The sequence below is a fragment of the Salinigranum salinum genome (assembly GCF_009176545.1).
GTDB classification, from domain to species: domain Archaea; phylum Halobacteriota; class Halobacteria; order Halobacteriales; family Haloferacaceae; genus Salinigranum; species Salinigranum salinum.
The window spans coordinates 1,216,239-1,231,145 of record NZ_VTOJ01000002.1; the positions used below are offsets into that span (position 1 = coordinate 1,216,239).

Annotated in this window: 10 protein-coding genes; 5 read left to right on the plus strand and 5 right to left on the minus strand. The window is 55.2% G+C overall.

What is annotated here, in order from left to right:
- Positions 1-183 precede the first annotated feature (183 nt).
- Complete coding sequence (locus FZP69_RS17280; protein ID WP_152042622.1) at positions 184-1,641, minus strand: hypothetical protein; 1,458 nt, start codon at positions 1,639-1,641, stop codon at positions 184-186.
- A 739-nt stretch (positions 1,642-2,380) separates the two neighbouring features.
- Here FZP69_RS17280 and FZP69_RS17285 point away from each other — a divergent pair.
- Together FZP69_RS17285 and FZP69_RS17290 are read left to right on the plus strand one after the other, a co-directional pair.
- Complete coding sequence (locus tag FZP69_RS17285; RefSeq protein ID WP_152042623.1) at positions 2,381-3,337, plus strand: hypothetical protein; 957 nt, start codon at positions 2,381-2,383, stop codon at positions 3,335-3,337.
- A gap of 474 nt (positions 3,338-3,811) precedes the next feature.
- Complete coding sequence (locus FZP69_RS17290) at positions 3,812-4,594, plus strand: CPBP family intramembrane glutamic endopeptidase (protein WP_192918629.1); 783 nt, start codon at positions 3,812-3,814, stop codon at positions 4,592-4,594.
- Positions 4,595-4,845: 251 nt separating this feature from the next.
- On the opposite strand, the gene FZP69_RS17295 is transcribed toward FZP69_RS17290, so the two are convergent.
- Positions 4,846-6,111 carry a sulfatase gene (locus FZP69_RS17295; protein WP_152042625.1) on the minus strand — a complete coding sequence of 422 codons (1,266 nt, stop codon included), beginning with the start codon at positions 6,109-6,111 and terminating at the stop codon, positions 4,846-4,848.
- Between the two features lie 392 nt (positions 6,112-6,503).
- Between FZP69_RS17295 and FZP69_RS17300 the strand changes: the two genes are divergently transcribed.
- Positions 6,504-7,592, plus strand: a complete 1,089-nt coding sequence (locus FZP69_RS17300) for a glycosyltransferase family 4 protein (RefSeq protein WP_152042626.1) — start codon at positions 6,504-6,506, stop codon at positions 7,590-7,592.
- A 20-nt stretch (positions 7,593-7,612) separates the two neighbouring features.
- Positions 7,613-9,961, plus strand: a complete 2,349-nt coding sequence (locus tag FZP69_RS17305) for a DUF2206 domain-containing protein (protein WP_152042627.1) — start codon at positions 7,613-7,615, stop codon at positions 9,959-9,961.
- 97 nt (positions 9,962-10,058) lie between these two features.
- On the opposite strand, the gene FZP69_RS17310 is transcribed toward FZP69_RS17305, so the two are convergent.
- Positions 10,059-11,204: a hypothetical protein gene (locus FZP69_RS17310; protein ID WP_192918630.1), complete on the minus strand. Its 1,146-nt coding sequence runs from the start codon at positions 11,202-11,204 to the stop codon at positions 10,059-10,061.
- A 439-nt stretch (positions 11,205-11,643) separates the two neighbouring features.
- Positions 11,644-12,900 carry a hypothetical protein gene (locus tag FZP69_RS17315; RefSeq protein WP_152042629.1) on the minus strand — a complete coding sequence of 419 codons (1,257 nt, stop codon included), beginning with the start codon at positions 12,898-12,900 and terminating at the stop codon, positions 11,644-11,646.
- A gap of 196 nt (positions 12,901-13,096) precedes the next feature.
- On the opposite strand from FZP69_RS17315, the gene FZP69_RS17320 reads away from it, so the two are divergent.
- The gene (locus FZP69_RS17320; protein ID WP_152042630.1) at positions 13,097-14,047 is read left to right on the plus strand and encodes a glycosyltransferase family 2 protein; all 951 of its coding nucleotides are present in this window, start codon (positions 13,097-13,099) and stop codon (positions 14,045-14,047) included.
- 441 nt (positions 14,048-14,488) lie between these two features.
- Here the strand turns inward: FZP69_RS17320 and FZP69_RS17325 are convergent, their stop codons facing one another.
- Positions 14,489-14,701, minus strand: a complete 213-nt coding sequence (locus tag FZP69_RS17325; RefSeq protein WP_152042631.1) for a hypothetical protein — start codon at positions 14,699-14,701, stop codon at positions 14,489-14,491.
- Between the last annotated feature and the right edge of the window lie 206 nt (positions 14,702-14,907).

A 14,907-nucleotide genomic window follows, 5' to 3' on the forward strand; every position in this document is an offset into this window, starting at 1 on the left:
GATGGCCGGGCCGAGGCTCGGCGACAGCGGCGGTGGTAGAAGATGAGCCCTGCGTACTGAGGACGAGTCGAAAGCGCCAGTCACACCGCCGTGTCGGGTGGGCGAGGACGGCGGGACTGGGTGCTCAGATTACATCCGGGAGAACGAGCGGGACGAAGAGTCAGGACCGGTATGATGCACTCCTCAGAGTGTTCCCTCGGCGGTCCAGTAGTGGACGGTTCCACTCCCGTCTTTGAACAGGATCGCGGAGTCGCCCGTCCCACCGACGTTGGTGTCAATAGCGACCTCTTGCGCATGGAGATCGTTCGGCGATGCACTCGAATACTGTTTGACGCCCCTGAGCGAATTGTTCTGGAGGTCGACGTACCGATCAATCTCTACTGCGTCGACTTGGAGGGCGAAGCCAGGCCAGAGAGTGTGCGGGGCGAACTTCAGTGTACCTCCGGAAGTCAACTCTTGAATCTCGACACCGTTGTTTCGCTGTGCGAGTCGCGTGATCGTGGAGTTCCTCGTGCTATCGTCCTTGATGTTCTGTCCATCTTTGATGAACATCTTCCCTCCGAGGATCAGTGGCCCAAAGAAGCCGTCGTAGTTCGGCCCGAGCCGGATCGCAGTGGTGTTGCTGCTACTGCCGCCGGGGTCTTCGAACTTACATGCGGCGATAACAGTAGCCTCATAACGGGGTTTCTGGTCGGTGTCATCCCAGCCCAACTGGAGGAGCGTCACGTCCGAACCCTTAGCGAAGAACGAACAGTGGTCAATGTAGCTATAATCGAACGTCCCACGTGCACGCACACCGACGTTGCGAACTTCGAACTTGGCGTTCTCGAGGGTGGTTCCGTGGTACGAGTCAGTCCCGGGACCCCCGGTGATGCTCGCGGGGCGGAAGTCGACGCAGATGTCGCAGAACAGTCGCGTGTCCGCGATATGGGTCGATTCGGCCCACCCGGCGTAGTTCTCGACGGCGACACCGACGGCGGTGTTGTTCGAATTCTCGAAGTCGACGTTCCGCGGAGAGACGTACGTCTTGTACGCGTCTCTGATTCTCAGCCACCCCTTCGGGTCACCTGTCGAGAGCCAGCGTCCGCCCGTAATGTTCGACTGAATGTCGAAGTTACCGTTCTGACGGGACCAGTCAGTATCAAGAGTTAGTGCCCAACCGGATCCTGGATACTGGACCTCGACGTTGCCCTTGCACTCGATCGCGATTCCGTTCCAGAGAGTGGGATCGACAGAGACGTCTTTGTCCCAGATCCAGGCCGTGCCGTCAGACTTCGGAGTGATGACCACGCGGCCCTGCCCTGCCGTGGTGTTTCGGAGCCAGTCCAGTGCGTTCTCAACCTTGGACGCGAGGCCGTTACCCTCGAAGTTGGCAGCATACACGTCGTTGTTGACCATCGGAGCGTTCAGCGAGTTGAACGATCCGTCGACTTGGCTCCAAGAGTTCCCGTCGGCAAGGAACGTCGCCCCAGTGTCTGTCGCGAAGAATTTCGCGCCGTCTTTCGCGGTGTAGTTGGTCAGATTCGCCTGGACGTCACGAACCTCAATATCATTATCGAGGGCTCGAAAGTTCTCGTTCAGAGGCTCGTGCCAGTTCTCTCTACCTTTGGCGGGCGTGTGGTAATTATGGTTTTCGGTCATAGTCGCTCAGAGCGGGCTAGCATGGACGAATCATAGACTCTGATTTCCGGCCTCATCTTCGACCGCTGGTGCGTGCCCAATTGAGACTGACGGAGGGAGTAAATAAAATCAACTTCCAGGGTCTCATATCTGAGATTATATCGGAGGCAATGGACGATTGTAGATTTTGCAACCATTAGATCACGACCGTCATCCAGTACGATCAGGCGCGAAACGCGAGTAGACGAGACGATCCTGAATCGACAGAAATGTATCGATAACACGGGTCGTAGGTGAAGTTGATCTCGGTACGGCCGAGCTCCTCGGTCATTTGCGGCATTGCCCCCAGTACATCAATCGTCAGTAGATACGAGGTGGTGAGGCTGTTTCAGACACGGATAACGTAACTGACGCTGCTGTTTCTTCGCGAACTCTGTAAGAAACAGCACTTGTCGGACGTCACGTTTCTCGTTGAGAGTCATCACCACCTCAAGAACACACTCGACCGACTCGACCTCCGATTTCGCACGTGTCGCCGTGGACATCGAAACGCTATCGAACGCGTCTCTGATGAGGTGAAACGACGGGCGCCGCTTCGTTCTCGACTGCGGAGTTACCGACCGTGGAATCGTGAGTACCGGTCTTCGCTGTCTGGTAGAATTGATCATAGAGCGGACACGAGGAAAGATAGTGTCCTATTGTCGTCACGTACGGCGATTTCGCCATCAGCTTTAATTCGGTTCGAGTGGACCTCTCATCTGTGACCGCATATAATCTAAAAAATTTTATGAAAGCCGTCCGGGACCCGAAAATGGTTGTCGGATTGTTAAATGAGTGGGGTGAGAAAACGAATCAATGGTACAGCTCACGGTTTACTCCCAATCAGGGACGGTACGTAATGGATGCGGACTGGGACAACTTAATCATCCTCGATGCTTGCCGGTATGATCTTTTTGAGACCCATAACTTCATTGAAGGAGAGTATCAGCGCGTGAGATCACGGGGAGGGACATCGGAAGAGTTCTTCCAGGAAAATTTCGCGGGCCGAAAGTACGGAGATACTGTCTACGTTAGTGCCAATCCCTTTGTAGAGGGATATACTGATTCATTTCATCACGTATTCCACTTGTATGCAGATGATCACTGGGACGACTCAATCGAAACTGTCCGCCCCGAAGTTGTAGCCGCAACAGCCCGAGAGAGTAAGTCGAAGTATCCGAACAAGCGTCATATTATCCATTTCATGCAACCTCACCTCCCTCCGCTCGGTGATATCCGGAACGAGTTTGGAATCCTTCCAGGTGTGACCAACTCCGATGACAGTCAACGTTCCGCTGCTACAAATGGCACGGAACACCTGGGATACTTGGCCAGTCTCCGATTCGGTCAAAATGGAATCACTCCGTCGCTCATTCGACGTGCTCACGAGGAGAATTTGGAGATCGTTCTGGATGTCGTGGACGACCTCCTCGACGATTTGTCAGGGAAGTCGGTTATTACTGCCGACCATGGCGACCTGTACGGCGAACGGTTGCGGCCAATACCGACCCGAGGCTATCTCCATCGTTGGTACCTCCGACATGAAAAGTTGATCACCGTCCCATGGTTAGAAATTGACGCCAAAACGCGGCCAAAGATAAGTGACGACGATGTCGGTCACTCTGGTATCGATTCAGGAGTCGTGACCGACCGGTTAGAGTCACTCGGGTACATGTGAACACCCTCGACTTACCGCAGTTAACGTTACTTGCCTTCCCTCAATTGTTGAGGACGGGAGAATACTGTCTCCGTGCCGGGAGTGAGCTATCTTCCCCCTACTCGCTCGTAACTGTCTTCACATCACAGTCGCTCCGAATTCGTTGCTCTGCTGTTCTCGCACGGCCCGTCCAGATGACCGAATGAGTGATTCCTTCCAAATGTTACGATAGGTCGATAGTTATCAGGGTGATTCGATCGCGTCTGACCAGACACGATGCAGGATCGTGCTTCAGTTTAGCTCTACGGATTCCGGCTCAATTCGCTAAATATATTGGTTGAGACAGTTGAATTCGAGGCAGAGTCGTCCGGATGTTACTGTGGTCGAACTGTCACGATAACACCGGAAACACCAAAAGTATATGTGTGAAATGGAACAATATAACTACAAGTCACTGAAAGCAGAGTGTAATTTAAAATGAAATATATCTCTTCGGTGAAAAAGACGCTTTCGACTCCATCGGCATCGCTTCAGCTTGTCATCCCTGTTGTCATCGCCATTGTCGTCTTCGAGTTACTCCTCTTAACTGGTCAGGTGACGCTTGCGCTCTTGGGGCACGCATGGCTCCTATTCCACTGCCTCACACTCTTGCTGTACACGACTGACCCACCGCTCTCCCTTCGGTCGATTACTCTCGTCCCGGTGTTTCGGTTGACGACACTGGGGAGGCCCGAATTGTTCGAAGGGTCGCTGAACTGGCTTGTCGTATCATATTTCCTTCTCTTCGTCACGATGCTCGTGTTCGTTCGTTCCCCCCAGTATCGTCCAAACCTATGGCGCCGCGTGTCGGCGAAAACCATCGCCAGACTGTTGGGGTTGGCAGTGTCTGCATACGTGCTGTCTGGCATTCTGTTTAGCATCGACCCACCGACATCAGTGCGCACAACGATGGGAGCGGAGCAGGTGTTCGTGCTGTTCGCTCTCTTCGTGCTCTTCGTCCCACTCGTCGAGGAGCTGTTATTCAGAGGACTAATCCAAGGTCAGCTCGAGACGGAGTATGGCGCTGGCGTCAGCGTGATCGTCTCGGGAGTGCTGTATGCGGCGATGCACTCACTGAGAGGAAGATTACTCGTCATGCTCCTGTATCTCGGGTTCGGGCTCGTCTTCGCCGTCGGCTATCGGCTTGGGGGCGGTTTGATTCCGGCCGTCGTCCTCCATAGCCTTGCGAATTTTCTTTACTACTTTGGTGACTCCCTTCAGTTCCCATTGTTCGGTTGACTCGTTCGTTGGACGGTTACAACAGGTCCAGCCGGAGCAGGATTAGGATACCGAAGACACCGAGTAACGGGAAGAGGATGGGAAATGATCGCACAAACAGCGACTTCGCGTCGTCACGCACTGTCATGGCGTGGTGGAACATAACCAGACTGCATATTAGTGTAACAGCGAGAATCAACTCAGCGAACGGCGACGCAGCTACGCCACCGGTCGGTGCAAGTGAGAGTACGATTGCTTCACTACTCATGTTATCACTTGTAACCCAGCGCGCTCAGCCGTTGTTCGATCTCCTCGTTCGGGGCTTCTTCGGCAGCGTCCTCCGACGGGGACGTTGCCGACTGTTCACGAATGTGTGACAACAGGGCCTCACCAATAGCATCAGAGCTCGCGGAGTCGACGGTCACCGTCTCGGTGTTGGTGTCGTACTGCCCGTACGCGGTTTCGTCCTTGGTTCTCGCGGCGAACCTTCGGATATGTGCGGACTCGTTCTCTCCGCGTGCCTGTTGGAACACCGTCCGGTCACCATCTGTGTGCGAGAGGTCAAAGAGGGACTCCCCGACGCCGCATGGCGGCTCACCGAGTACCTGTGAGATGGTTGCGACTATGTCAGTGGTGCTCACCGCGGTTTCGATGGTTGCGGGTTCAATGTCCGGGTGAACTACTATGAGAGGAACGTGAACGAGTTCCTCATGGAGCTGTCGTGGATGTTCGTAGTAGTCGTGTTCGCCGAACGCGTCCCCGTGGTCCGCTGTGATGATCACCAGCGAGTCATCGAGTAAATCCCGACGACGCAAGGATTCGAAGAAGTCGGCGAGACGATCGTCAATGTATCGGATCTCAGCGTCGTAGTAATCAACCAACAGTTTATGTTCGGCGTCAGTGATCGACTCTGGATCTTTTATCGCCCGCTTGTATAGTGACCCCGCGGTTCGGTCGGAAATGTATTCATCGGTGTACCGCTCCCGGTACTCTGCCGGGGGTTCGTATGGCCCGTGGGTGTCCATATAGTGGTTCCAGAGGAAGAACCGATCGACGTCTTCCAACGAGTCAAGCCACTTGAACGCTCGTTCGTTTATTATTTCCGCGCGCGCGTAATGCCGATTCCGCAGTTTGTCGAGCACGCGCTGAGCGAGCGCGATTATCTTGTGCTGTCCCAGATGGAGATCATCGTCAAACACGTCAAACCCTTCGTCGAACCCGTAGGCACGGGATACGAACGGATTCGAGTGGAATCCACCGCAGGTGAGGCCGGCGCGTTGCGCGACTGACGAGATCGGCTCGGCGGCGAGCTGATAGTTTGTCCCAGCTGCTCGGTTCGGATGCTCACCGGTGAGCAGCGATGCCACCGCCTCACGGGTGTGTGAACTCGCGCTGAATGCGTTCGCACACATCAGATTGTCTGCTGCGAGCTCGTCAAGTGTTGGCGAAGTGTCACGATCGTATCCGTAACAGGATAGGTGATCTGCTCGCAAAGCGTCGAGCGAAAGTAGAATTACGTTCTGAACGTCATCGATCATCGGTAACAAAAGTGCTGTGCAGCGATAAAAGCAGTTTGGATTTCCACTCGTAGCAATAATAATATACCTCTTGTTCTGATAATCGAGAATCATACGTGACGGACGCGGAGCCTGTACAGGACTCGTCGACAGTGTGTAGAGGACCGCTCCTCATCTCGGAATCGGCCTATCGCCGCCGAGATGTTTCATTTATTTGAATAGAATGTCGATATTATTTCAGATAGTCTTCTCAAACGAAAGAGTGATAATCGTATCAGTTAATGTCTATGCGTTATACGAGGAATCCTGTATCAGTGCCATCGAACATCATTGCCATCGAACTCCCGCGATGCGGAGACAGAGCATCCCGATATATCTTGTCTGTTAAATAAGACCAATCCTCATTCCACAACATGCATATCGTTATCGCTCACGGCGCGGACCTGAGTAAACCGAGCGGAGGCACAGAAAGGGTGTCCGCGTTCGCGAGCGGGCTGGCCGATGCCGGGCACGATGTGACGGTCGTGGTGCCACGTCCGTCAGGGTCGCTGCCCTCGCGACTGAACGGAGTTCGAACGAGTACGGTACCAGTCAATCACTCCGGTATCGCGAGCCAGCCAATCCGGGGAGCAGCAGTATCGCGTCGCGCCAAGCGAATCGCCGAAGAACGTGGTGCATACCTCCAGATCGAACACTCTACGCTTGCCGGGTTGAGCACGCTTGTCGGCTGCCGTGATTTCGTTCTGGACATGCACGACTTGGCTCACCCATCGCCGTTGTACGGCAATCTCCCGGCAGGGATGATATTTCAGTCGATTGTTAAACGGATGGAAAAACTGGGCATCGATGAGGCCCAAGAGATTATCGTGGTTTCCGACCAGATGCAACAGTTAGTGACTGATATCTGGAACGTACCAGCCGACCGATTCACAACCATCCCAAATGGACACTTCCCCGGTCTCACAGCCGAATTCACCGACGTGGATACAGTTGAGGGTCGGGTTGTCTTCTTCGGGACGCTTCACCCGAAGATATCGGTACCGATCATGAAGGAGATCAGTCAGCTCCCCGAACTCTCGGAGTTCGTCATCATCGGTGATGGCCCGATGCGTGGGAAGTTGGAGCGAATCGACAGCGACAAGATCAGGCTGACCGGATATCTGTCTGACGCCGAGGCATTTCGGACGGTGGCGAGCGCCGAAGTGGCGATCAATCCACAGCATGTTTCCCCACTCCAGCGGGCGTCGTCCCCTGTCAAGCTCTACAATTACGCCGCCCTCGGCGTCGCGATGGTACTGACCGAAGGACCCGATGTCGTGAGGGAACTGGGAGAGCGCGGTGCGGCAACTGTAGTCCGCGAGGGAGAGGATTTCACGACGGCCGTACGGGAAATCCTGACTGACCCGTCGCTCCGTATGTCGATGCAGGCAGCGGCGCTAGATGTGGCTACGGAGTTTACCTGGGACGAACGTGTCCGCAGTCTAGCTGAACTGTACGGCTAACAATAGATTTGTAATCAACAATGGATGAATTTTCGACAACAAATAAAGTGACCCCCGAGTCCCGTCTGTCCGGGAAGACGAATCGCTGGCAAATAACAACCGAGCAGGTGTTATTGTCTATCGGTGCATTGCAGATCGCTGTCCTGCTGCTCGCTGTTGTTGGGAGATACGGCGTCGGGCTCGGACCCCTCAGAGCAGTCGTCGCCGTCACGTTGCTCTCGGTCGGTCCGGGCCTCCTCGTGCTTTTGATCATCGGGGTGCGTGAGAAGACAGCCCTGACTGTATTGCTCTACTCGGTCGGGGGCAGCGCCATCGCTTTGATGGCCACCGGAGTTTTCATAAGCCTGTTGTATCCCGTCATCGGGATTCAACGTCCGATGTCTGAGCCAGGGGTGCTCACGTCCGTCGCTGGATTGAATTTGCTCCTCGGACTCCTCGCGCTGTCCCGAGCTGAGCGCGACGCGGTCTTAATTCGGACGCAGGAGGTTCAGCTACGGCCAGTGCATCTGGGGTTTGTGCTGCTACTCCTTGTCGGCGTACTTTCGATTGGGTTGCTCAACACGCTCGGGACGAACATTCCAGTTCTGGTGTTCCTCTTCGTGCTCTCACTGGTTCCCCTGTATCTGGTGACGCGAGCGGCGGATGGTTCCATCGTATATCCGCTTGCGATATGGGTGGGAGCGCTATCACTTCTGTATTTTAACAGCCTCTGGGCACCATCGTACCCTCTTGAGATGTGGATGCATGGGATGGTGCTCGAGCAAGGCCGGTGGGCGCCCGTCGTTGGAGGGAATTCGGCCGCACTCCCGGCCATCAGAGGTGTGGGGCAAGAGGGCGTGTTGACCGACGCTGTTCTCTACCCTATCTATGCGCTGACTGCCGGTATCAGGATGATAACTCAACTGGAGGTCGTCAACCCGCTTTTCGTCTCGCTGATTCCTCTGGGGCTGTACGAGACGTTCCGGCGGTACGCCTCGCAGCGTGACTCAATGATCGCGGCATTCCTGTTCATGTTCACTTTCCGATTCTACTCCCAACACTATCCGAACGCGCCGCGTGACGTGATGGCGACCCTATTTCTTGTCCTTTTGGCACTACTGATCGCGGACTCGCGGATCAACGAGCGATCCATTGGTATCTTGGCACCGCTGTTCATCGTCGGTGTCGTCGTGTCTCATTATGGCGCGTCGTACCTTTTTCTCGTCGCATTCATCCTGTCCGCAGTCGTTCTGATACTGCTTGGTGTCCTGCGGGGAAAGATGGAAACGGATAAGACGGAACTGTTGAATCTCTCTCCGATCGGCCCAGGGAGTGTCGTGACGTACACCATGGTCCTGTTCGCCGGCGTATTCGTTACGACCTGGTACCTGTTCACTGCGGGCGGGGTGAAGTTCGAGATTCTCGCGGACGCGATCGAACGCGTGATGAGCCCCGTCGTGGTGAGTGGACTTGCATCTGAGAGAGTGCTCTCCGAAAAGCCCTTCAGTGTTGAACTGACGCGGTCTCTCATCGTTCTCGTGTTCGCGCTTATCGGAGGGGGGATCCTGAGCGAGTTGATTCGAAAGTTACTATCGCTCCCATCGTCGGTTAACGACGAACACCTTGCGATTTCTTTGAGTTTCGTTATCATTTTCGGTCTGTCGTTCCTGTCACTGGGGACTGGATTCGGACAAGGCCGGATTCTGATGATTACGCTTGCGTTCACGAGCTTGTTTGCCGTCATCGCGCTGTCCAATGTGCACTATCTGCTCTCTCTGTTTTCTACGCGATTTCGGCAGCTAACCCCGAAGCTGCCCGAGATCTCTTTGCAGCACGCATTTGGGGTGTTCCTCTGCGTCTACCTCTTGGTTAACACTGGTGTAGTCGCCGAGACGGTGACACAAGGGGACGATTACGGGTCAACCATCATCGTCAACAATGAGCGCCTCGCCCAGAGCAGCAGTCCCGAGCTCCGCATTCGAAGTGAAGGCTGTATCGACTGTGATGTCCAGTCACAAGTGTGGGTCTTGAAGCATGGCGCGGCTGGCGAAGGCGTTCTCGACGGAGGATTCGGGAAGAGTTACTACTGGTACGGTCACTCTCTGGTCACGCAGATCGACGGATTCGTCGACGGCTACTTGTTGTCTGACCGCTCAACATTGTACAAGGGTGATCTTCCAGCGGAGTGGTCTGCGGTTGACGAGGGCACGTACGTCAGGCTGACTCACGACAACCACAACGGAGGAATTGTTCTATTAGGGGACGAAGAGGTTTCGTTCGACGCCGCACAGAGGTCGCTCGGGAGTTCGGACAAGGTGTACTCCGCAGGCGAGTCAACGGTGTACCAGTATCACGAGCCGGTCACGAACTCAACTGATGAGACTGCCTGACGGCCTGCTGTCGACGGGTTTTGAGTGGGTAGCAGGGTCTCTCGAGATCCATTGACACGTACTCGAGCGGGGGCTGGCCGCGAATAAAGCCAGGCTGTCAGAGCGGCCCCTCGGAGACGACGTTACCGTCGTTGTCGACACTGATCCGATACTTCTCCGACCCGTCTGGGGTCGTGACGACGAGCCCCGAACTCGGATCGTTGATCTCGATGTCGTCCGCTGTCGCCGTGAGACTACCAGTTGTCTGGTGAATAGTCCTCTGATCGGCGTCCGGTTCAAATCTCACCCCGTTTTCGAACCGAAGGTCACGAATCACGACGGCGTCATCCAGCTGGCTGATCTGGAATACGCTCCCAGTACCAGACGGAGACCGCTGGACGAACTCGTTCGTTGGGTGATTCATGAACCCTCCGACGAACAGTGGCCCATAGAAGCCATCGTACGCGCCGGAAACCGCGAGTGAAGTAGTGTTCGACCCGTGCTCCTCCGTCTTGACCGCGTTGAACGTTGATCCGCGCATATTTCCCGATTCGAGTGAGATGCCGGTTGCTCCATCGCCGTGGAGAAAGATTTGTGGGTTGTCGATCGAGCAGTACTGCCAACTCCCTCGGCATCGGATCCCGATGTTCGTCGGATGAAGATTTACGTTGGTGATCGTGGTCCCATGAAACGACCCTGTTCCGTCGCCGCCGGTAGAACTAGCTGGCTCGGAGTCGATACAGATCCCGCAGCGGTAAAGTCCCTCGATGCGGTTCATCTCGGACCACCGCCTGTGATTCTCCATCGACACGCCGAAGGTCCGATGGGATCCGCTGTCGAAATCGACAAAACTCGGAGCAATGTGCGCGTTCACTGCGTCCTTGAGTCGACACCAGCCGTCCGGGTCACCAGTCGACCGCCAGACGCCGCCGGTGACGCGACATCGAACCCGACCGCGTTCGTACTTCCCCTGCCGGTCGACTGTCAGTGGAACGCCGTTACCAGTGTACTCGATCTCTACGTTGGCGTGTACGTCGATGTCAAGCCCGCCGTACTCAAACGGATCAAGCGTCAGATCCTCCGTCCACTGCCATGGCGACCCATCGGGGTGTGGAGAGATTCCAACTCGTCCCCGTCCCCTCGGGAGCGAATCAAGCGCGTTTCGGACTCGCGAGGCAAGGTCGTCCCCTGGAAAGTCGATAGCGTAGGCAGTTCCCCCACGACGAAGGGTACCCAAGTGGCTCCACTCCGTTCCGTCGCCCACGAATAGTTTTCGCGAGTCCGTCGCCAAGAACTTGGACCCGGACGTCGGGGAGTAGTCCTGCAGACGTTCTTCACTGTCTCTGATCTCCACGTCTTGATCGAGCCGGTCGAAGTTGTCGTTCAGGGGGATGTGCCAGTCGGACGTGCCTCGCTTGGGAGTGTGATACTCGTGATTCGGTGTCGTGTTTCGGTTATTGTGTGACGTCATATTGATTGACTGCGGGGTCGTTGTCGGAGACCGGATTGACACAGAGACAACTGGTGGGACCGTCCGTCGGATACAGTTGGAGCTAACTACTCGTCATAATTAAAATTGTCACTTCGAGACCTTTTATATAATTAAATACAATTATGTTCGGACTATTACACTCCTGGCGAGTAAAAACGGAGCATAATCCGTGCACGAGACTCGTTTCGTTCCCTGCCGTCCGATTCCCGAACTATCGAACTGTTCGACTGGTCTCGAGGAGATTAGTGAGTCTTTCTGCGATGTACGCTGCCGGCGATTCGTACTGCTCGGGATGATGGTACTGAGGGAGGAAGCAGTACTGCTTGAGGAATCTCTCTTGATCCTCTGCGGTCCGTTGATCTGCACGATCGTGTATCGACACGTGGTCTTCGTCTATCTGGAGGACGAACGGGTCGACAAAGGGACCGAATTGGTTCCGCTCCCATGGAAGACGGAGCGCACCACACACCCGCCCTCGTATCGCAGAGGGGAGGATTGTCGTGGAGAAAGAAGTGACGGCCATATCTCTCAGATCGATGTCGTCGATCATGGAATCCCGCTCCGAGATGTCAAATTCGGTGCGATACCGGTCGATCTTCTTTGCTGAATCTTTCGGGTGGGGACGGACCGTCACCGACACGTCGTTCTCGTCCCTCACGGACGCGAGAATCCGAATCACCTGGTTCAAGAGCGTATCGTCCCACATGCCGGCTTCGTACTCCCAGGTCGAAAGAAAGAGGACGGAGTCAACGTCCGGAGAGTACGGTTGAAGATCAAAGTGGCCGTACTCAGGATATCCGGTTTCGAGGACGTCTGTGCTCCCGAAGCAGGGACTCTCGTCACGGACCGAGCGAACGATGTCGGTAAAGAACTCGCCGATGGTGTATATTTCGTCGAGGTACGGGTTACCGAGGATGAACGCGCCGTACGGATACAACACTTCGCGCTTGATCCGTTCGGTCGTCCACGACATAGGGTGGCTGTTCGGACGGAGGCAATTCACGGGTTCCGGACCATTTCGTTCGCCCCTAATGTTGCGGATACCATGTTGGAGCGCGACTGTGGTGACATTTTGTTTATAAAATATCTTCAACAAGTGTTTCACGAATGGTATGCGGTCATGCGCGCACACGAACAGGTCCGGGTCGGCGTCGGCTGCGTATTGGCGGAGGTTGTATGGAATGTGTGGAGAGACGACGTCGTAGAGGATTTGCTGGATGATCTCGTACCGAAGCGGACCAGGGTGCGTCTGATGGTCGAGCCGTGACACCCATTCGTGTCTGATATAGTTTATCGCGTGCCGTGCGTTCGAGATATCGCTGGTAGCCTCGGGGAGCGTCTCGCCGAATAGGTCGTTGAGAAACAAGTACTCGGTCTCGTATCGGTCTGACAAACGTTGTTCTATCAATTTCAGGTTCTGATACGTCGTCGCGTCGTGGGCAGCGAAGATTATTTTTTGAGAAGTCATAAGGAATGTTATATCGAGGAGTAACGTCTAAACAGTCGAACACTACGCTCGCGATGGACGACGAGAGCGTATGTGTCGTGTATAGCGTACCTATCCCGACGAATTTTAAAATACGTTGCGTCTCGTAACGACCGGACGCCGCAACTTCGATTCCCGTACTATTAACATACCCCTACCACCTACCTGAGTACGCCTTATGACCAGTTCAGGAGTTGTGACTACTCCTCTCGTGTCTATTATTATCCCGACATACTATCGCAATGACCTACTGAAACAGACGATCGAGAGCGCCGAAGCACAGACGCACGACGCCGTCGAGATTATCGTCGTCGACGATTCCGGAGAGGGTCACGCTGAGGAGGCCGTCACCGGCTACGACGACGTGAATTACATCGCGCTCGACCGCAATCAAGGCCCACAGCGCGCCCGGACGGCAGGCATCGAACGCGCTCGAGGCGAGTATGTCCAGCTCCTCGACGACGACGACAGGCTTCACGAGGACAAGTTCGAGAAGCAGATCCCACTGCTGCAAGGAAACGACGATGTCGGCGTCGCGTACTCGGGGTTCAAGTGGGAGGGTGGGCCGACTGTCCTGCCGAAACAGCACATTAGAGGAAATGTGTTGAAACATGCGCTGATGTTCGACACAGCTCCTTGTATCACTTCAACGATGCTCATCGAACGGGACACGCTCACTGAAATCCTTCCACTGGCAAACCGGTCGGGAGCTGACGATACGGGGATCAAGATCGAGCTCGCGCAGTTGACCGAGTTCGATTACGTCGACGAGGCCTTAGTCTGCCGAACGGAGACGCAGGAGTCCCGGCACACGTCCGCCGGCAAGTTGAACGGACAGTGGGAGATTCTGAGTGACTACCGGGACCTTTACGACCGGTATCCGGATACCGTGTACCGGAAGGCGCTCGCGGAGACGTATCTGGTTGAGGGAATGCACCTCCTAGACGAGCACGTCTGGTCTCCCAGGGCCATCTCGGCGACGGCCAAAGCCTGTTATTACATTCCTAATTTCTCCCTGCCCATCGTGGGCGCATTTCTCGCGTCACTCTTCGGACGGCCGGGGCGTGACGTCGCGCTCCGCGTCTTCCGGAGTCGAAATCAAACCGGACAGCGCGGAAAACGGATATAGTACGGATGCATCAGAGGAGTCGCTCCAGACAGTATGTACGTGTGCTGTGCTGTCGAAAATTATTGACTGTGATTCGCGGTCGAGATAGATGACCGTCAAGGGGAGGATGTCAAGATTAGAGCACTGCATTGTGAATAGGAAGGCTTTGAACCCCGATCTGGTCGAATCAACCGTGCTTCGATGTAGAAGTCGGTGCCAGACGTGCCTGGTTCGGCACTTGAACAGGCTGAATCACGCTTCGATTGGTGACCGATTTCCCCCAGTTTCACGTTCATATCGCAGTTGAGACGTTCGAGCAGATAGTCGTCTCACGGGCTGCGATCTCCCGGTGATGCGGGCCGACCGCGGTACCGTTCTAATACGTCGGGGGAAACAAACAGCAATGCGCTGAACTTCGGCTAACCCGGCGAGAATCTCTAACGCCTCGCAGTCCACTGTCGCCTAGGCGTAGTGCTGTTCGTCATCGATTTTGAGTTCCCTCTCCCCGACGGCGACCTCCTTACGAGCCCGGCAGTCGGGCTCGATGAAGTGCGTGATGCAGAAATGCTGCGAGGACACGCCGACGCGTTTGCGTGTCCTCACAAAACGGTGTATTGCACTCTTTTTCGAGGATGCTCTGCACACCCACCAGACCCCCCCGACCGTCTCCGTCACACTAAGTGTAACACTTGTGTCTGGAATATGTATTATTCACATTCATTTTACGCAGCGTGGCGGACCCGTCTCCCGGTGACTACGTCCCCGAGCGAGGTCGGTTTTTTGTGGGCGAGAGGGACGATGCCACCGGCGAGGGCCGGAGACGAAAACCAGTACCGAGGGAGGTGGGCAATCCCAATTGGCACGGGGGACAGTGCACGGGA